This is a genomic window from Alkalibacterium pelagium, assembly GCF_900109325.1.
GTDB lineage: Bacteria > Bacillota > Bacilli > Lactobacillales > Carnobacteriaceae_A > Alkalibacterium > Alkalibacterium pelagium.
Genome location: NZ_FNZU01000014.1, coordinates 66,981 through 85,728 on the forward strand (window position 1 = coordinate 66,981; position 18,748 = coordinate 85,728).

Genomic DNA, 18,748 nt, shown 5'->3' on the forward strand with positions numbered 1-18,748 from the left:
GATTAAGGAAGTTTAAGCGTGATAAATGAAAAACAGTTGAAAAGAGAAGTAAGTAGAAGACGGACATTTGCTATCATTTCCCATCCGGATGCCGGAAAAACGACCATTACAGAACAACTGCTGATGTTCGGGGGGGCAATCCGTCAGGCTGGAACCGTAAAAGCCAAGAAAAGTGGAAAGTTTGCAAAATCTGACTGGATGGAGATTGAGAAGCAGAGAGGAATCTCTGTAACAAGTTCCGTTATGCAGTTTGAATATCAGGATAAACGTATTAATATCCTGGACACTCCAGGACACGAAGATTTCTCTGAAGACACTTACCGTACCTTGATGGCTGTGGATGCAGCTGTCATGGTTGTAGACAGTGCCAAGGGGATAGAGGAACAGACGAAAAAACTATTTAAAGTCTGTCGCATGCGTGGCATTCCTATTTTTACATTCATGAATAAACTTGATAGAGATGGAAGAGAGCCTCTTGAACTTATAGAAGAACTGGAAGAAGTACTCGAAATCGATGCCTACCCAATGAACTGGCCAATCGGGTCAGGGAAAACTCTTCTTGGGTTATATGATCTTTATCATAACCGGATCGAAGCTTTCCGACCAGAAGAATTGAACAATGGTGAGCGGTTCATCTTTTTAAATGAAGAAGGTGAAATCAAAGGCGAGCATGCACTTAAAAATGAAAGTATGTATGATCAGGTTCTTGAGGAAGCTCTTCTTCTTAAGGAAGCGGGAAATGATTTTTCAAGAGAAGCAATCAGTCAAGGGAAACTGACACCGGTTTTCTTCGGATCAGCTCTGACTAATTTTGGCGTGCAGACCTTCCTTGAAACGTTTCTGGAATTCGCTCCGGAACCTGGGAAGCAGGAAACAGAAGAAGAACAGATTGTTGAGCCTGAGGATACTGACTTTACAGGATTCGTCTTTAAAATCCAAGCCAACATGGATCCTAAGCACAGGGACCGTATCGCCTTTTTGCGAATTTGTTCCGGTAAGTTTGAACGGGGGATAGATGTTACGTTGTCCAGAGAAGACAAGAAAATGCGTCTATCTAATTCCACACAGTTTATGGCCGAAAGCAGAGAAACAGTATCTGAAGCAGTGGCTGGAGATATTATAGGCCTCTATGATACAGGTAATTTCCAGATCGGTGATACGATTTATTCCGGTAAAAATAAAGTGACCTTTAAAGAACTGCCCCAGTTCACACCTGAATTGTTCGTTAAGGTTGAACCGAAAAATGTGATGAAACAGAAATCCTTTCATAAAGGGATCAACCAGCTGGTTCAGGAAGGGGCTATTCAGCTTTACAAGGCGTTCCACACGGAGACATACATTATCGGAGCGGTAGGACAGCTGCAGTTTGAAGTTTTCCAGCATCGTATGAAAAATGAATATAATTCAGAAGTCGTCATGACCTCTATTGGGAGTCGAATTGCTCGTTGGATTGATAGAGATCAGCTCGATGAGAATATGGGATCCAGCAGAAACATGCTGGTTAGAGACCGGTTTGATAATCCGCTCTTCTTATTTGAAAATGAATTTGCCATGAGATGGTTCAGTGACAAGTATCCAGATGTAACGCTGACTTCCTTACTATAAGAATAAAGCCACCCGATCTGTTAAGATCGGGTGGCTTTTCCAATTTACTCAGTGCTGTCTGATTCTTCTGTTTCTTTTTCGGAAGGAGAGGGTTGTGCGTTATCCTCTCTACGGATCTGAATAGTACCTTCATCATCAACCGTTGCAACGATATGACCAGGTTCGGGATGATTCAGATAGAATTCTGCAATCTTATCCTCGATCTGCTCTTCGATCACTCGACGGAGCGGTCGTGCACCCATTTTCGGATCGTATCCAAGATCGACAAGTTTTTCTTTCGCTGATTGATCAACAGTCAGCGTAATCTCATGTTCGCTTAAGGCTTCATTTACATCTTCAAGCATCAGCTCGATAATATCTAGAAGATTCTTTTTGGAGAGTGAATGAAACTCGACAATACCATCAAATCGGTTAAGAAATTCAGGCTTAAAGTAGTCACCCAAGTGATTAAGGATAGAGTGCTGACTGCCACTCATCTGTGCTCCAAACCCGACACTTGATTCAACGTTTGTTGTACCTGCGTTACTGGTCATGATAATAATCGTTTCCTTAAAGTTCACGGTGCGTCCTTGAGCATCAGTTAGTCGGCCGTCATCAAGAATCTGAAGGAACATGTGAAGCACATCTGGATGTGCTTTTTCGACCTCGTCTACAAGGATAAGGCTGTATGGATTCCTTCTGACTTTTTCGGTCAATTGACCCGCTTCTTCATAGCCGACATAGCCTGGAGGGGAGCCGATCAGTTTGGACGTGCTGTGTTTTTCCATGTATTCACTCATGTCCAGGCGGATATAAGAGTCCTTGCTTCCGAACAGTTCCAATGCCAATGTCTTAGCCAGTTCAGTTTTACCGACACCAGTTGGACCCACGAACATAAAGGATCCGATTGGACGATTTTTCTGTCTCAATCCGATGCGATTTCTTCTTATAGCTTTTGCTACTTTTGTAACAGCTTCATCTTGTCCAATAACATGATTCTTCAGGGACTGATCAAGGTCTTTCAGCTGTTCCTGTTCTTTCTCTTTCAGTTCGCCCACTGGGATACCTGTTTTAATCTCTATGATGTTAATGATATCCTGTTCGGTTACCTCGGGCTGATCAGATTCTGGGGTCTGCTGATCAATCATATCTTTGTATTTAGCTGACTGATCCCGATAAAAAGCTGCTTTTTCGTAATCTTCCTGCTCAAGTGCTTCCTGTTTAAGCGTCTCAGCTTCCTTGATTTTTTCTTCCAATGAAGCGGGATCAACTGTCTGAATCGTCAGATTTTTCTTAGATCCTGATTCATCAAGCAAATCAATGGCTTTATCTGGAAGGAATCGATCTTGTATATAGCGATGTGATAGCTCGACCGCAGCTTTGATCGCCTTGTCTGTATACCTCACGTGATGATAATCTTCATATTGCTTCTGAATACCTTTCAGAATAGTCAGAGTTTCATCTAATGATGGCTCGTTGACTCGAACTGGCTGGAGTCGGCGCTCAAGAGCCGGATCCTTCTCGATTTTGCGGTATTCATTTAATGTCGTTGCACCGACCATCTGAAGTTCTCCTCTGGCTAGTGCAGGTTTCAGAATATTTCCGGCATCCATACTGCTTCCTTCGGCTGATCCTGCACCGACGATTTCATGTACTTCATCAATGAATAGAATGATGTCATCATTTTCTTTCAGTTCATTCATCAGCTGCTGCATACGTTCTTCAAATTGTCCTCTGATTCCCGTTCCTTGAACAAGAGAAGCAACATCAAGTCTAATGACTTCTTTATCCTGGAGTTTTTGAGGGACATCGCCTTCGGTTATTTTAAGCGCTAATCCTTCGACAATTGCTGTTTTACCTACTCCGGCTTCCCCAGTTAGAACCGGGTTGTTTTTTGTCCGTCTGTTCAGTATCTCAATGACCCGTTCAATTTCACGGTCGCGACCGATGACTGGATCGATTTTTCCGTCTCTTGCCATCTGAGTCAGATCGACGCCATATTCACCGAGCAGACCACCGCGGGACCCATTATTAGGTGGCTGATTATTTCCTCGGAAATTCTGACGGCCAGGTGGGGGAGTCTGCCCTTGATTCTGTGGTCCCATTCCTCTTGAGAGAGCTTTGAACAAATCATCAAACTGATTAAAGCCAAAAGGATCCGGCTGATTGCTCTGGTTCATGCGTCCTTGCTGCTCCTGCTGTTTGATTTCTCTATAACACTTCTGACAAAGATCGATTTCTCGTCTCTGACCATTAATACTTGTGGTTAGGTGTATCGTTGCGTTACGTTCCATACAACGTTGGCATATCATAATTAAGACCTTCCTTTCGAGGATGATACTCTCATTATACTAAGTTATTGGATAAAGGTCAGTTGATATACATATAGAAGCGTTCACTTCTTGACCATTACTGACCTTTTCGATAATTAAGTATACTCTGACCATTACTGACTTTCAAGTCATAAATGAGATTTAGTAAAAAATAGTTGTAGGTATAGGAAAAAAATGGTAATCTGTAATGGAAGAAAGGGTAGTATGATAAGCTTGGAACATGTTGGTGCAGCGATCGAATGTTCATGAAGCGCTTTCATAATGCTCATTTCTACCATACTATCTACTATTAAAGGAGAATTCATAATGGAAAAAAGAGAATACAACGTAACTGCAGAAACAGGGATCCACGCTAGACCAGCAACTTTACTGGTACAGACAGCGAGCAAATACAACTCAGATATTACTTTAGAATATAAAGGAAAATCTGTTAACCTGAAATCAATCATGGGCGTTATGTCTCTAGGTGTTGGTAAAGGTGCTGACGTTTCTATCACTGCAGAAGGTGCAGACGAAAAAGAAGCGATCGAAGGAATCGATCAGACAATCAAGAATGAGGGAATGGCTGAATAATGACCTCACAAGTATCTGGAATTGCAGCGAGCGATGGAATTGCTCAAGCTAAAGCCTACTTACTTATCGAGCCAGATTTAACTGTAGAAAAAACAAGTGTTACTGACACGGGTGCCGAAAAAGACCGCCTGACTAAAGCAATCGATGAGTCTAAAGAACAGCTGGGCAAGATCCGCAGCATTGCCGCTGAATCTTTAGGCGAAGAAGAAGCACAAGTCTTTGATGCACATGTCATGGTATTGTCTGATCCTGATCTGATCGATCAGACACATGCTGTAATCGATAACGACAAAGTCAATGCAGATTTTGCTTTCAAACAAGTGACGGATACATTCATTGCTATGTTTGAAGGGATGGAAGACAATGCTTATATGCAGGAACGTGCAGCAGACATCAAAGATGTCAGAAAACGAGTACTTGCTCGTTTACTGAACGTGACCCTTCCTTCTCCAGCTACTATAGATGAAGAAGTCATAATCATTGCTGAAGATCTTACACCTAGTGATACTGCCCAGTTAAATAAGAAGTATGTAAAAGCCTTTGTAACTGATATCGGAGGAAGAACCTCTCACTCAGCAATTATGGCCCGTTCTCTTGAAATTCCTGCTATTGTGGGTACAAAGAACATTACAGAACTCGTTAAAGAAGAGGATTATTTAATTGTAGACGGAATTGAAGGAGAAGTAATGATCAATCCTTCCGAGGAAGATATTTCTTCTTTCAACAAAAAAGCTGATGAATTTGCTCAGTTGAAAGCAGAATGGGACCGTCTTAAAGATGAGCCTAGTCTGACTAAAGATGGACAGCACGTAGAATTGGCTGCCAATATTGGGACACCTAAGGATCTTGAAGGGGTAAACAATAATGGTGGGGAAGCAATCGGGCTTTACCGTACCGAATTCCTTTATATGGATTCTAATGAACTGCCATCAGAAGATGAGCAGTATGATGCCTACAAAAAAGTTCTTGAAGGTATGGGTGACAAGCCAGTCGTTGTCAGAACAATGGACATCGGTGGAGATAAAGAACTGCCATATCTGGAACTACCTGTAGAAATGAATCCATTCCTAGGGTACCGCGCGATTCGTGTCAGCCTGGATCAGGATAGTGTGTTCCGTACGCAATTGAGAGCATTATTAAGAGCTTCAGTTCACGGCACACTTCGCATCATGTTCCCTATGATTGCGACCTTACCTGAATTCAGAGCTGCGAAAGCCATTTTAGAAGAAGAAAAAGTTAAATTGATCGAAGAAGGTACTGAGGTATCTGACTCTATCGAAGTGGGAATCATGATCGAAATACCGGCAGCAGCAGTGCTGGCTGATCAGTTTGCTAAAGAAGTAGACTTTTTCAGTATCGGAACGAACGATCTGATCCAATACACTATGGCAGCAGACCGCATGAATGAACGCGTCTCTTATCTATACCAGCCGTATAACCCATCGATCCTTCGCCTGATCAAAGGTGTAATCGATGCTGCGCATAACGAAGGCAAATGGGCCGGAATGTGCGGAGAAATGGCAGGAGATCAGATCGCTGTTCCACTACTTGTGGGACTCGGACTGGATGAGTTTTCTATGAGTGCGACCAGTATTCTGAAAACTAGAAGCCTATTGAGAAAGCTTGACACAGCTGAAATGAAAGAACTGGCTGATAAAGCTCTGACAGAATGCACTACTTCTGAAGAAGTTATGGCATTGGTCGATCAATACGTATCATAATCGATAAACAGACTGGGCCTCAACCTGACCCAGTCTGTTTTGCTATACATAAAAGAGGAGGCTACTTTATGAAGAAGATAGGATTTATCGGCACAGGAGTCATGGGACAGTCGATCGTGAAACATTTGCTTAATGCAGGCTATGAGGTAACCGTCTACAATCGTACAAAATCAAAAGCTGATGACCTGATCAGTCTTGGTGCAAGGTGGAAAGATACTCCTATCAAAGTGGCGAGTGAGACTGACCTGATTTTTACTATGGTAGGGTACCCTAGTGATGTGGAAGAGGTTTATTATGGAAATGATGGAATCTTTCAGACGGATTTCAGCAATAAACTGGCGGTCGATTTGACCACCAGTACACCTTCTTTAGCAGAAAAAATATATGATACTGCCTTAGAGGCTGGGGGACAAGCCCTGGACGCTCCGGTATCCGGTGGAGATCTGGGAGCAAGGAACGGCACGCTGACCATCATGATTGGTGGAGAGTCAAGAGTGTTTGAGTCCTGCAGGCCAGTTCTTGAACTCTTTTCGAAATCACTTGAACATCATGGACCGGCGGGAAGCGGTCAGCATACTAAAATGGCTAATCAGATTATGGTTGCAGGCACGATGACTGGGATGACTGAAATGCTGGTCTATGCAGAAAAAGCCGGACTTGATTTGGATAAGGTGGTTAAAACCTTGAGCGGAGGGGCAGCAGCCAACTGGTCACTTGAAAACTATGCCCCAAGAATCATCAAGGAAGACTACTCCCCAGGCTTTTTCGTGAAGCACTTTATTAAAGACCTCAATATTGCGCTTCAAGAGGCTGAAAAAATGGGGCTTGAGTTACCGGCCACGGCTAGAGCAAAAGCTTTATACGATCAGCTTGCAGAAAAAGGACATGAAGATGGTGGTACCCAGGCGCTGATCAGGCTCTGGTGGGGCTAGACTGAGATAGATTGGCTTCATCGTTTGATAAGTACAAAAAGAGGAGTCGCCTTGATTATAACTTCAGGGTGACTCCTCTTTTGTGTAGTGTCATGTGTAGCAAGCGTATGGCTTGCTAGTGCTGTTGAAAATCTGCAGGTTTTTCGAAACAGGACGTGTTCCAGTAGTCCAGCTTATTTATTTTCCATATACTCTGCAATACGGTCCATAGCTGTCTGGATATTGTCGAGACTGGCTGCATAACTTAATCTGACATAGCCTTCTCCTGCATCCCCAAATGCACTCCCGGGAATTATCGCGACTTTCGTTTCTTTTGCCAGGTCGTAGCAGAAGTCATAGCTGTTCTGATTAAGTCTTTCCGGGACTTTAGCGAATACATAGAAGGCTCCAGTAGGTTCAGCAATTTCAAAACCGAGAGCAGAGAGTTTTTCTACCACAACATTTCGGCGCTTAAGGTACTGATCTCGCATAGGTATGGCATCGTCTTTCCCTACAGTAAGGGCTTCTATGCCAGCAAACTGTGTGATGCTTGATGCACTAGTTACGAGGGACTGATGGGTTTTCACTATCTGTTCAGACAGGTACTCAGGCGCAAAAATAAGTCCCAGTCTCCACCCTGTCATAGCATGTGATTTTGACAGGCCATTTATCACAATTGTCTGTTGTCTTAAATATTCACCGAGGGATACAAAAGGCTCATCGTAGACGATTTCACTATAAATTTCATCACTTATGGCAATGACTTCCGGGAAGCGACTGAATAAGTCGGCGAGCTTCATTACTGTCTCTTTATCCCAAGTTGTCCCGGTAGGGTTATTAGGATAGTTGAAGATTACGGCTTTCAGGGAATCTTTATGTTCATTCATCGTCTTTTCTAGAATTTCCGGATCGATAACAAATCCGGTATCTGATGTATCGATGAAAATGGGCTCTGCTTTAGCGTATCTGACCAGAGATTCATAAAGAGTGAAAAACGGAGATGGAATAATTACTTTGTCTCCTGGATTAAGAAGAGTCAGAAGGCTGGCAGCGAGGGCCTCTGTCGCGCCAACTGTTGCAATGATCTCAGTATCCGGGTTATAGTCGAGGCGATACTTTTCATTAACAAAAGCTGCTGCAGCTTCGCGCAGGAGATGGTAACCTGCAGTCTGGGTGTAAAAAGAAAAATTTTCATCGATTGCCCGCTTTGCCGCTTCCTTGACATGCGAAGGGGTTGGGAAGTCAGGCTGTCCCAGTGTCAATCGAATGAGTTCGCCAAATTCAGAGACTTGCTCATCGAATTGTCTGATTTGAGAAATCTCAGCTTGGAGTACTTCTTTATTGAAAAGTGAATCAGTCATAATCATCATCCTTCTTTTTTACTTATTAGTTTATCATACATTTTTAATAGACATAATTGAACCTGAATTATTCATACTTATTTGTCAGAACTAGCATTTACCCCGAATTAATACCGTTTACCACTCTATTCATTGTTCACCCGTTGGGTGAAGTAAAAAAGATACAAAAAGAGCACACTCTGTGATATTGTAAAGTCAACCAAAACCCAAATACCAAAAAGAGGTGTGCTCTTATATGGAAACTTTACAAGAAAAATCGCTGAAATTCAACTCAAATATGATTGTTTCAAACGATGGAGGACAATTGTCCAATGATGCCGGACTTCTTTTACTTTTTGAGTTTTTACACAAGATTATGGGCTTGACTGAACTTGTAAAAGAAGCCCTCTAAAACAATTAAAATAAAACTTAGTGAGATTAATAAACGATTTAAAGACGATCTAACAAATAATTACTCTGTTTTTAATTTCTAGGACGGTCTACTTCTTTATTGTAGAACCGCATCTCAACTATTGAAAAAATGGTAAACAGACATAAGTCTTTACTTGTAATTAATAAAAAATCGAAATGTTTGACAATGTAGATAGACAGCCATAAACTAAGAACACAGTCTATATCTACATCTGTAAGCTAAACTTATTATTGGAGGAGGTCGCTCTTTATCATAAATGGTTTGTTGAAGAGGAATTAGTTCAATAATCACGATTGATACATTAAAATACTTGTCGATTTTAAAATTTTTTAATAATAAAAAATTACTAAGAAAGGAAGTTTAACTGTGAAGAAATATATACGTTTCGGATTAATGATTTTAACTTCTACTGTTGTGATGTACTTTCTAATGTTTGTGAATGTTAATGAATTTGCACATATTTACTTGAGTCAAACCCGTGTTTATATGGCTATTCTAATGGGGGCTGTCATGGCAATAATTATGATGGGTTTTATGTGGAAAATGTACGACAACAAAAAATTAAATACCGTCATAATGGGACTTTCGGTTTTACTCGTGGTGGGATCGTTTGGGCTTATTCAAAACCAAGTTGGCGTAGATGATACTGCTTGGATGAGGGCTATGATTCCACACCATTCTACCGCTATTATGACGAGTGAAAATGCCAATCTCACAGATTCACGGGCGCAGCAATTAAGCGAAGAAATTATCCAAGCCCAAGAAGAAGAAATTGCTGAAATGGAACAATTGATAGAAGACATAGAGGAAAATGGGAAGCAAACTCAAGATGATTAAACAGCATAGATTGTCATACTAATCTAAACTGATTTCTGCGGTGGGAACGTAAAAGAATGTTCAAGTTACTATTAACCGACCCATTTTTATAATTGAATTTATAAAAGAATGATGTTAGTATGAATTTTAAATTTAGAGCTTTATTTTTTTAAGGAGGAAAAAAATGAAACAGAATAAAAAATGGATAGGAACTATTTTACTGTCATCTGCCTTATTACTTGGAGCATGTGGTAGTGACGAGATAAATGAATCTACTGGAACAGATACAAATCAAACGACAACCGAAGAAACATCTTCAGAAAGTGGTGATCACGGCGGCATGGTGCACGATGAATCTGGTGAAATCCCAGCAGGTTTGGAAGAAGCTGAAAATCCTACCTACAACGTGGGGGAGACGGCAACAATCACAGACGGGCACATGGAAGGCATGGAGGGGGCAGAAGCCACGATTGTGGGCGCTTTTGACACTGTAGCCTACGAGGTATCCTATGATCCTACGAATGGCGGCCCGCGCGAAGAGAATCACAAATGGGTAATTCACGAGGAGATTGCGGATGCAGGAGAGGAACCTTTCGAACCAGGAGACGAGGTAACCTTGGAAGCCAACCACATGGAAGGCATGGAAGGCGCAACGGCTACGATTGACGATGCTAAAAGCACCACAGTATACATGATTGACTACCAGCCAACCACGGGTGGAGAGGAAGTCAAGAACCATAAATGGGTAACCGACTCGGAGCTTTCTGCTGAGTAAGAAACAGGGATGTATCTAAAAAAGAATATTGGAAGAGCAGCCGAGAGGAATTCTCAGCTGCTCTTCTTTTTAATTTTCCAACAAGAGGCACATGGCGGTCCAGTCACCCGACAATTTTTAGAAAACTTGTACTTACCGGAATTCATCATTAACCAAATGAATATCAACGGAACCTATTACCATCCCACTTTTCTTTATGACTCTTTATGGAGTTTAGTTGGTTTCGCCTTGTTGCTCCTTTTTCGGAACAAAAATCAATTCCTTCGCCAAGGAGAAGTGGCGCTCAGCTATGTTATTTGGTATTCAGTAGGAAGGTTTTTTATTGAAGGCATGCGGACAGACAGCTTATGGATAGGCGATTTCTTACGAGTTTCACAAGGCTTGTCCCTCGTTTTGTTCGTAGCAGCACTGGGTGTTTTGATGTATCGCAGGTACTATGCCTATCCGCCAGTACCCTATTATAAGGATGAGCCCAAACTGTCCAAAGCAGCAAAGTAAGGGGGTGAAGATATGCTAGACAGATGGCAGTTAATTAACAGAGAGACCGACACAGTGGAAATGGAAGGATCATTGCAAGAGATTCTGGAAGAATTGGATGTGCCCTCTCCTGAAGAGATTTCAGATCAATACACACTAACGAAACCTCAAAATCACTCCACAGGAGATCATGAAAAAAGAAGAGTCAATGAATAAAGCTCTTTTTAGGTTAAATGCAAAAGCTGAATCAGAAAAAGTTTACGACTTTTTGATTCAGCTTTTTTGTCGATTATGAGTGTACTTCTGGTCTACAAAAGTAGAACTGTAGTTTCACTATATTCTTAGTGTAGGCTAAAAGTGCCTATAATAAAAATCAGACTTAAAGACTTAATTAGAATAAAGCTACCATTCCTTAGTGACTCCTAGAGAATGGTAGCTTAAAAAACATTATATATGTGCTTAATTATTACAGAGGTCAGTACTATTGGTTAATCCACTCTTCAAATGATAATTTTGACCAACCTCCAACAGGCATTGCAGGTCTAGCTGGCCTTGCGGGTCTAGCGGGTCTAGCGGGTCTAGCTGGCCTCGCTGATCGGGCGGCACGTGCTGGGCGAGCTGGCCTAGCAGTACCGTTAATGTTTCCTTCCTGATTCCATGCAACAACTTTACCAGAGGTGTCCAAACATACGACTCCATGCACAGGTCCCAGCCAATTTCCGGTTTTAGTTGACCAAGCGTGATCATTGGACAAGTAAGCTACCCACTCCAAACTTTGATTAAAGATATGTTGGTTTGGACTTATCCATGCTACTAACTTACTATTTTTATTGAACAACGGTTTTAACATAAAGAACTCCTTTCTAATTCATAATCTATAAAATCATTATACACTATAACTTTGCAATTAATAGGAAGTTTTGAACCTCTGTATTCAATGCTTAACAGTTTCGGAACGTGTAATGAAGTGTTATTTTCTCCACGTGTAAATTGTAATTTTATTTTGCATTAAATTTAAGGGGTGCTTTGCACTAATAAATCGAGTAGGAGACTAGCCATTAATTGACTAGTCTCCTACTCGATTTAAAATAGTCCTTTTTTCAATATATAAATACTTTAACTGCCATAAGCATACCCTTTTTCCAGTTCGTCTTTACTTGTAGTTATTTCTATTGTGATATGATCCTTTACACCCGATGTATGGGCAAGCTCTGCAATTTCTTCTTTGATTTCCCTAGTCTTGTTTATATCGGAAGAGTCTATAAGAACCGTAACGATAAGGGCATTTTCTTCCCCGTCCAGTGACCAAATGTGAAAATGAGAGAGGTCCTTTACAGCAGGAATACTATTGATTGAATCAGCAAGCTCTTCTACGTTTACATTTTCAGGTGAACCGTTCAATAAAATTTTCATTGTGCTGAAAAATTCAGGTACAGTTTTATAGAGGATATAGAGTGCTATCAAAATCGATAAGATTGGATCCAATCGATAAGCCTCGGTAAAGTTCATTACGATACTCACAACCAGGACTCCAATCCACCCTAATACATCTTCCAGCATATGCAGGTTCAACATGCCCTCGTTTTTCGAAGTTCCTTTGCTTAAAATCCAAGCCGCATACCCATTTAACCCAATCGCCACGAGAGAAAGCCAAAACATACCACTAGAATTTACCGGTTGCGGATCAATCAAGCGTGGGATACTTCGGTAAATCATAAAGAACGAACCACTAATCAGCACAACTCCAGTTATCAACGCCCCCAATAAGGAAAATCGGTTATAACCAAAAGTGAACCGTTCGTCCTGCTTTTTCTCTGAGTAGCCTTGGAAAAACCAAGCGAACCCAATCGAAATGGAATCCCCTAAATCATGAACCGCGTCGGATATAATCGATACACTATTGAACAGAAACCCAAAGAAAAACTCACTTATAGAAAAAATAAAGTTGGTGAAAAAAGCAATTTTTATATTTTTTTTTGGTTGATTTTGATGCAAGTGGTTTTGGTTTTTATCTGAGTTTGAAATTTGAAAAACCTCCTTCTAGTTTTATATACTACTTGTTTTTATTTTTCTAGTTCGTTGATATGAGTTAAGACTTGATCGAGAATGCTGAAAACATGAAGGTCATCGAGACTGTAAATCATGCTTTTCCCTTCTCTTCTTGCTTTTACTAAACGTGACTCTCTCAATGTTCTTAATTGATGTGAAATAGCGGACTGTTCTATGTCCAAAGCAAGCGAAATGCTTCCAACACTGAGTTCTTCTTTCTGTAAAAGAAAGAGAATTGACAAGCGTGTAGGGTCACTAATCACTTTGAATAATTTGCTTATTGATTGAATCTTCTCTTTATTGATTGGTGAAGTTGTTGATGTATCCATATGCTTTTATTCCTCTCACATGATTTTTCATTCATATATATAATACCACATGAGTAAAACGATGCTAGTTTTTTGTTTATAGACAGAATTAAGACTTTTGTTATTCGCACTAGTAGTCAACTTGAACAAGAAGCATCTTTTCTTGACAAAGCTCATACAGTTAGTTAATATGATTTTGTAAACATATGAATTGAATTTCATATGTAAATCATACTCATCCCGATTTACATATAAAAGAAGATGAAAGGAGACAGGATAAGCCCAAGACACATGAATCCTTGCCTTACTTCAGCAAGCATACGAGTTCAGAATTTGCAAGACACAAAAAAGTCGGTGTATAGCTATACTATTTCTATTAGTTTAACTCAAGTTGAAAAATATTTTACGGCAGTTAAAGGATGTGTATTTTAATGGTTGATTGGTTTTTGAGTTTAAACCCAATCTGGCAAGCAACATTAGCGGGTGTATTTACTTGGCTAATGACCGCCCTAGGATCGAGTTTAGTATTTTTATTTCATGAAGTGAATGATAAACTTCTTGCCATTATGAATGGTTTTGCTGCTGGGGTTATGTTTGCAGCAAGTTACTGGTCTTTGTTAGCGCCATCCATTGATTTTGCAGAGCAAAATGGTTATGGTATTTGGTCATTTGTGCCTGCTTTGGTTGGTTTTTTAGTAGGAGGCCTCTTTTTAAGAATTGTGGATAGCGTTGTCCCTCATTTACATAAAAGAACAAGCGGTGTTGAGGAAACTGAAGGAGTTGCTTCATCTTTATCGTCTACAACCCTTTTGTTTCTAGCGGTAACCATTCATAATATACCAGAAGGGTTGGCAATTGGTGTGGCTTTTGGAGCTGCTGGACAAGGAGCTTCTGCTATTACAAGTGCATTGGGGCTTGCACTGGGTATTGGGCTGCAAAATTTTCCCGAAGGTGCTGCGCTTTCAATGCCTATTCGAGCAGAAGGCAGTACAAAGGGACATGCATTTAATATGGGGCAATCCAGTGCACTTTTTGAAATTATATCAGCAACTATTGGCGCTTGGCTGGTCACACAGATAACTGTTATCTTACCTTATGCATTAGCTTTTGCAGCAGGAGCCATGGTATTTGTCTGTGTTGAAGAATTGATTCCTAATTCTCAAACGAATGGACATAGCGAAGTAGCGACAATGGCATTTGTGATTGGTTTTGCTATCATGATGACATTGGACGTTGCTCTTGGTTAAACAATAAACAAAGGACACAAAAAAGTCTACAAAAATCAAATAAATTATATAGAAAGGTGATAGAAATGGAAACTACCCAAAAACAACAATCACAGGAAAAAGGGAAACATAATCATAACCACGACCACGATCACGGAAAGATGCCTATTGTTTTATACTTTATTGGTTTGGCATTGGCAATTGTTGCGTTGTTCTTAAGTGACGAATATCAAACCGTAAAAAACATCATGTTCTCACTCGCCACAATTAGTGCGGGCTATCATGTTATTATTCTGGAAGGTCTTGGAGAGACAATTGAGAATACAAAAACAAATAATAAGTTCACGCCTAATTCTCATATTTTAATGGGACTAGCAGCTATAGGAGCTTCAGCAATAGGGAATTTTTGGGAAGGAACGTTGTTGATTCTCATTTTTTCAGGCGCACATTTCCTGGAAGATTACGCTGAAGGAAGAAGTAAACGAGAAATAACGAAATTACTTGAAATGAATCCAACGACTGCTCGGTTAATTTTGCCTGATGGGAATACAAAGATTGTTGATGTCAGTGAATTAACAGTAGGAGACCAACTTCAGGTATTAAATGGTGACCAAGTACCCATTGATGGAGTCATTTTATCTGGCTCTACTTCCATTGATGAATCGTCTATTAACGGTGAAAGTATACCCAATGAAAAAACAAAAGGAGATACCGTTTTTGGGAGTACGATTAATGGGACAGGCACGTTTACAATGGAAGTCACCAAAGAAAGCGAAGATACAGTCTTTTCAAAAATTTTACAATTAGTGAACCAGAACCAAGATAATCAAACAAAAGCTGCAAGTATTATCCAAAAATTCGAACCGAAATACGTCACAGTTGTTTTAATTGCCATTCCCCTGTTCGTGTTATTGGCTCCTGTTCTACTTGATTGGACATGGTCACAAAGTATTTATAGGGGATTGGTTCTTTTAGTTGCAGCTTCACCCTGTGCTTTAGCAGCAGCTACTGTCTCGGCAACGCTATCGACGACTTCTAATTTAGCCAAAAAAGGAGTCCTTTCAAAAGGTAGTTCTTACCTGTCTCAATTAGCCGATATTAAAGCAATTGCATTTGATAAGACGGGCACCTTGACCAAAGGAAAACCTGAAGTAACCAATTATTATTTTGCTGATTCCGTGAACGAAGAAAACATGATTGATATCGTAGTAGCTCTTGAAAAAGAATCCAATCACCCCTTAGCAGATGCTATTCTAAGAAAGTTTGAGCAAAAAAACAAACTAACTATTGATGTAGAAAACCAGATTGGTAAAGGATTGACAGGAAATTATAAAGGAAAAAATTATCGTATAGGAAAACCGACATCGTTTGAGGATGTTTTAGATGAATATATCCGTTTAAATAACGAATGGGCGTCAGAAGGTAAGACGGTCGTATACGTAGCAGTCGATGAAGAAGTTATAGGCCTTATTGCCCTCATGGACGTTCCAAGTGAACATGCAAAAGCAACCATTGATTATTTCAGAGAACAAGGCGTACACACTACTTTAATTACTGGTGACTCAGAAATGACGGGAAAAGCGGTTGCTAAACAATTAGGAATAGATGAAGTGATTGCGAATGTCATGCCGGAAGACAAATCCAGAATTATAGACGAACAAAAAGAAAAATACGGTGTGACCGCCATGGTTGGAGACGGTGTCAATGATGCTCCCGCTCTTGTTAATGCAGATGTGGGAATCGCTATGGGAGATGGGACTGATGTGGCAGTAGAGGTATCTGATTTAGTTTTAATGCAAAACAATTTATCTAAATTGGTACAATCCCATAATATTTCTTCGAAAATGAACCGTGTCATTTGGCAGAATATTATTTTTTCAATGGCCGTTGTTGCCTTTTTAATTGTCGTTAGTTTCTTAGGCTTAACGGATATTGCAATCAGTGTCATTATTCATGAAGGAAGTACATTGGTTGTTATTCTGAATGGGCTTCGATTGTTAAGGTCTAATTCTAAGCCTATCAAAAATTAATAACCTGTTTCAAATATTAACTAATTCTCGTTTTCATATGCCTCTGAAGTTTTGGAAACTTTAGAGGCATATTTTTATAAATCAGTTAGTATCAAAAACAATCGTTTATGATACAAAGCTAAAAGGATCAATTTTTATTTAAAAAGCGGTCCTTTTTTGCTTCAAAACTTATTTCATTATCTAAGTTTCTTTACCCACCGATTGTGATACAATCGAAGGGTAAAAGAAAGGAGCGTATAATATGAGTGATTATGTGTATGGCTATGCTCGTGTCAGTACCCAGCACCAAGAACTAAACCGTCAAATCGATTTACTCGAACAACAAAACTGCAATGAAATATTAACGGAAAAAATGACGGGCACTAAAGCTAGTCGACCGCAGCTAGATCGTTTGAAAGATAAATTGCGACCAGGAGACACGGTAGTTGTAGAAAGCTTTTCCAGGCTAGGACGGAGCACCAAAGATTTGATTGAGTTGGTTAACTATTTTGAAGAACACGACGTCAAACTGGTCAGCTTAAAGGAAAATTTTGATACCACTACGCCGCAAGGACGACTTATGATGACCGTCTTTCAAGCGTTCAGTCAATTTGAGCGCGATCTCATTGTGGAGAGAACCAAAGAAGGATTAAAAAGTGCGCGTGCGAGAGGAAGAAAAGGCGGACGTCCGCGAGTGAACCAGCGAGAGGTTGAACGTGCACTAAAGCTCTACCATACCCGAGAATATAGTGTAAAAGAAATTACGGAAATGACCGGCATTAGCGGCGCAACATTGTATCGCTACTTAAATACAAATAAAAATGCCAAAACTAGTCCATAGGTACTCCGTTGGTATTGTTTTCTAAGAATCATAGAAACATATTAAGAATAAACTTATGGGAGTAAAGTGCTTTTTTTAACAGGAGGCGACTATATGGCTGAAATTACAATAGAAACAAAAATGAAGCTAGAACAATTATTTGGAATGGACTCTGGTTATGTCATGGATTTAAGCGGTTCACAGTTTGAAGATTTTATTTATGACAAAACAGGAATAAATATTTTTGACAAAAAATATAAATTTAGAAGTGGTTCAAAGGCAAATAGATTAAGAGCTTTTTGGAATTTGGAAAGTAATCAGAATGTTTCTAAATTAAATCTATCCCTTTTGGCTTATTGGGAGCAAAAATTTAGACTATCCGATCCTGACGAAGAAACTTTTTATTCGTTCTATCGTTTAAAAGAGGAATCTGTAAAAGAATTAAATATTTTATCAAAACAACCTAATAAAAAATTTGATGTAAGTACAATCAAGAATCTACAAGTTGAAGAAAATTTTCAATTATTAAAAAATGATATCCAGAGGACTCTTAATGAAAACCAACCTCAGCTTGCTTTAGATAGGACACATACCTTATTAATGACTTATTTAAGAGAACTGTGTGAGACTCACGGTATTCCTTATGGTAATAAGGAACCATTAGATAATTTATTTTCTAAATATACTAATTATTACAATCAAACAAAACCCTTTGAGTCCTCAATGACTACTAAGATTATGAAGATAGCTGCTCAAGCTCTGGAAAAATTTAACAATGTAAGAAATAAGGAAAGTTTCGCTCATAGCAACAATGTAATAAGTTATGATGAAAGCAAACTCATAATTGATTTTGTTTTTCTAGTGTTAAAGTTCATTGTTGAGTTAGAAAGTAAGCACGAAGAGGATACCGAAACGAATGAATTTCCTTTTTAGAATTGATTAGTACGACACTTTGTTATAGTTGTATTTCTTAGTTATAGAAAGGCCGAAATGGAAGGCATACGACCAAAGTTAATACCAGTTGAATTTGATTGTGCAATGATAATCCTGAATAATTCATAGTACCTTGTCAGAACAGGCATTTATCCCGCTTTGATAAGGTTTATCACTCTATTCCTTCTTCACCCGTTGGGTGAAGAAAAAAACATACAAAAAGAGCACGCTCTATGTTATTGTAAAGTCGACGAAAACAACAAAAACAAGAGGTGTGCTCAATGTCAACTTTACAAGAAAAGCAACTACAATTCAATCCCCATTTGGTTATGTCAAACGATGGCGGTCAATTATCCAATGATTCCGGTCTCCTTTTACTCTTTGAATTTTTTCATAAGATCAAGTTCAAAGAGCTGGTTAACGAGTTATTGCATATTGAC

The 18,748-nt window shown here is 39.7% G+C and carries 17 protein-coding genes and 1 pseudogene; 13 read left to right on the plus strand and 5 right to left on the minus strand.

Annotated features, from left to right (window positions below; translation table 11 throughout):
- Positions 1-21 precede the first annotated feature (21 nt).
- The gene (locus tag BMX79_RS10700) at positions 22-1,605 is read left to right on the plus strand and encodes a peptide chain release factor 3 (RefSeq protein ID WP_091482528.1); all 1,584 of its coding nucleotides are present in this window, start codon (positions 22-24) and stop codon (positions 1,603-1,605) included.
- A gap of 44 nt (positions 1,606-1,649) precedes the next feature.
- Here the strand turns inward: BMX79_RS10700 and BMX79_RS10705 are convergent, their stop codons facing one another.
- Positions 1,650-3,896, minus strand: coding sequence for an ATP-dependent Clp protease ATP-binding subunit (locus BMX79_RS10705; RefSeq protein ID WP_091482494.1), 2,247 nt, complete (start codon positions 3,894-3,896; stop codon positions 1,650-1,652).
- A gap of 327 nt (positions 3,897-4,223) precedes the next feature.
- On the opposite strand from BMX79_RS10705, the gene BMX79_RS10710 reads away from it, so the two are divergent.
- The 3 genes from BMX79_RS10710 to BMX79_RS10720 all read left to right on the plus strand — a co-directional run bounded on the left by BMX79_RS10710 (position 4,224) and on the right by BMX79_RS10720 (position 7,143).
- Entirely contained in the window at positions 4,224-4,490 is a 267-nt protein-coding gene (locus BMX79_RS10710) for a phosphocarrier protein HPr (RefSeq protein ID WP_091482496.1), read from the plus strand.
- A complete protein-coding gene (ptsP, locus tag BMX79_RS10715) occupies positions 4,490-6,211 on the plus strand; it encodes a phosphoenolpyruvate--protein phosphotransferase (protein ID WP_091482498.1) in 1,722 nt (573 codons plus the stop codon). Before BMX79_RS10710 ends, ptsP begins: the two co-directional genes overlap by 1 nt.
- A 68-nt stretch (positions 6,212-6,279) precedes the next feature.
- Positions 6,280-7,143 carry an NAD(P)-dependent oxidoreductase gene (locus tag BMX79_RS10720; protein ID WP_091482500.1) on the plus strand — a complete coding sequence of 288 codons (864 nt, stop codon included), beginning with the start codon at positions 6,280-6,282 and terminating at the stop codon, positions 7,141-7,143.
- Positions 7,144-7,316: 173 nt separating this feature from the next.
- Here BMX79_RS10720 and BMX79_RS10725 read toward each other — a convergent pair whose 3' ends face one another.
- The gene (locus BMX79_RS10725; protein WP_091482502.1) at positions 7,317-8,489 is read right to left on the minus strand and encodes an aminotransferase class I/II-fold pyridoxal phosphate-dependent enzyme; all 1,173 of its coding nucleotides are present in this window, start codon (positions 8,487-8,489) and stop codon (positions 7,317-7,319) included.
- A 229-nt stretch (positions 8,490-8,718) separates the two neighbouring features.
- Here BMX79_RS10725 and BMX79_RS12540 point away from each other — a divergent pair, with 229 nt between their 5' ends.
- From BMX79_RS12540 to BMX79_RS12545, 5 genes and pseudogenes are all read left to right on the plus strand, one after another.
- On the plus strand, positions 8,719-8,874 hold the full coding sequence (locus tag BMX79_RS12540) for a hypothetical protein (RefSeq protein ID WP_170231034.1): 156 nt from the start codon (positions 8,719-8,721) through the stop codon (positions 8,872-8,874).
- Between the two features lie 387 nt (positions 8,875-9,261).
- Entirely contained in the window at positions 9,262-9,732 is a 471-nt protein-coding gene (locus BMX79_RS10730; protein ID WP_091482504.1) for a DUF305 domain-containing protein, read from the plus strand.
- A gap of 163 nt (positions 9,733-9,895) precedes the next feature.
- Entirely contained in the window at positions 9,896-10,486 is a 591-nt protein-coding gene (locus tag BMX79_RS10735; RefSeq protein ID WP_091482506.1) for a YdhK family protein, read from the plus strand.
- 81 nt (positions 10,487-10,567) lie between these two features.
- A pseudogene (locus BMX79_RS10740) lies at positions 10,568-10,984 on the plus strand (prolipoprotein diacylglyceryl transferase family protein); the annotation flags it as partial.
- A gap of 12 nt (positions 10,985-10,996) precedes the next feature.
- On the plus strand, positions 10,997-11,179 hold the full coding sequence (locus BMX79_RS12545; RefSeq protein WP_170231032.1) for a hypothetical protein: 183 nt from the start codon (positions 10,997-10,999) through the stop codon (positions 11,177-11,179).
- Positions 11,180-11,444: 265 nt separating this feature from the next.
- Here BMX79_RS12545 and BMX79_RS12820 read toward each other — a convergent pair whose 3' ends face one another.
- The 3 genes from BMX79_RS12820 to BMX79_RS10755 form a co-directional block, all read right to left on the minus strand.
- A complete protein-coding gene (locus BMX79_RS12820; protein ID WP_091482508.1) occupies positions 11,445-11,813 on the minus strand; it encodes a 4-fold beta flower protein in 369 nt (122 codons plus the stop codon).
- 266 nt (positions 11,814-12,079) lie between these two features.
- The gene (locus BMX79_RS10750; RefSeq protein ID WP_246117691.1) at positions 12,080-12,958 is read right to left on the minus strand and encodes a cation diffusion facilitator family transporter; all 879 of its coding nucleotides are present in this window, start codon (positions 12,956-12,958) and stop codon (positions 12,080-12,082) included.
- A 68-nt stretch (positions 12,959-13,026) separates the two neighbouring features.
- Positions 13,027-13,341, minus strand: a complete 315-nt coding sequence (locus BMX79_RS10755; RefSeq protein WP_091482512.1) for an ArsR/SmtB family transcription factor — start codon at positions 13,339-13,341, stop codon at positions 13,027-13,029.
- A gap of 410 nt (positions 13,342-13,751) precedes the next feature.
- Between BMX79_RS10755 and BMX79_RS10760 the strand changes: the two genes are divergently transcribed.
- The 4 genes from BMX79_RS10760 to BMX79_RS10775 all read left to right on the plus strand — a co-directional run bounded on the left by BMX79_RS10760 (position 13,752) and on the right by BMX79_RS10775 (position 18,308).
- Positions 13,752-14,567, plus strand: coding sequence for a ZIP family metal transporter (locus BMX79_RS10760; RefSeq protein ID WP_091482514.1), 816 nt, complete (start codon positions 13,752-13,754; stop codon positions 14,565-14,567).
- Positions 14,568-14,632: 65 nt separating this feature from the next.
- On the plus strand, positions 14,633-16,576 hold the full coding sequence (locus tag BMX79_RS10765; protein ID WP_170231033.1) for a heavy metal translocating P-type ATPase: 1,944 nt from the start codon (positions 14,633-14,635) through the stop codon (positions 16,574-16,576).
- A 241-nt stretch (positions 16,577-16,817) separates the two neighbouring features.
- A complete protein-coding gene (locus BMX79_RS10770) occupies positions 16,818-17,396 on the plus strand; it encodes a recombinase family protein (protein WP_091482518.1) in 579 nt (192 codons plus the stop codon).
- Positions 17,397-17,489: 93 nt separating this feature from the next.
- Complete coding sequence (locus tag BMX79_RS10775) at positions 17,490-18,308, plus strand: abortive infection family protein (RefSeq protein ID WP_091482520.1); 819 nt, start codon at positions 17,490-17,492, stop codon at positions 18,306-18,308.
- Positions 18,309-18,748: the final 440 nt, after the last annotated feature.

Bases quoted from the DNA above. Each gene is read 5' to 3' on its own strand.
- BMX79_RS12540 (WP_170231034.1), top strand. From the start codon at position 8,719: ATGGAAACTTTACAAGAAAAATCGCTGAAATTCAACTCAAATATGATT.
- BMX79_RS10775 (WP_091482520.1), top strand. From the start codon at position 17,490: ATGGCTGAAATTACAATAGAAACAAAAATGAAGCTAGAACAATTATTT.
- BMX79_RS10720 (WP_091482500.1), top strand. From the start codon at position 6,280: ATGAAGAAGATAGGATTTATCGGCACAGGAGTCATGGGACAGTCGATC.
- BMX79_RS10760 (WP_091482514.1), top strand. From the start codon at position 13,752: ATGGTTGATTGGTTTTTGAGTTTAAACCCAATCTGGCAAGCAACATTA.
- BMX79_RS12820 (WP_091482508.1), bottom strand. From the start codon at position 11,813: ATGTTAAAACCGTTGTTCAATAAAAATAGTAAGTTAGTAGCATGGATA.
- ptsP (WP_091482498.1), top strand. From the start codon at position 4,490: ATGACCTCACAAGTATCTGGAATTGCAGCGAGCGATGGAATTGCTCAA.
- BMX79_RS12545 (WP_170231032.1), top strand. From the start codon at position 10,997: ATGCTAGACAGATGGCAGTTAATTAACAGAGAGACCGACACAGTGGAA.
- BMX79_RS10735 (WP_091482506.1), top strand. From the start codon at position 9,896: ATGAAACAGAATAAAAAATGGATAGGAACTATTTTACTGTCATCTGCC.
- BMX79_RS10755 (WP_091482512.1), bottom strand. From the start codon at position 13,341: ATGGATACATCAACAACTTCACCAATCAATAAAGAGAAGATTCAATCA.
- BMX79_RS10770 (WP_091482518.1), top strand. From the start codon at position 16,818: ATGAGTGATTATGTGTATGGCTATGCTCGTGTCAGTACCCAGCACCAA.
- BMX79_RS10765 (WP_170231033.1), top strand. From the start codon at position 14,633: ATGGAAACTACCCAAAAACAACAATCACAGGAAAAAGGGAAACATAAT.
- BMX79_RS10710 (WP_091482496.1), top strand. From the start codon at position 4,224: ATGGAAAAAAGAGAATACAACGTAACTGCAGAAACAGGGATCCACGCT.
- BMX79_RS10725 (WP_091482502.1), bottom strand. From the start codon at position 8,489: ATGATTATGACTGATTCACTTTTCAATAAAGAAGTACTCCAAGCTGAG.
- BMX79_RS10705 (WP_091482494.1), bottom strand. From the start codon at position 3,896: ATGATATGCCAACGTTGTATGGAACGTAACGCAACGATACACCTAACC.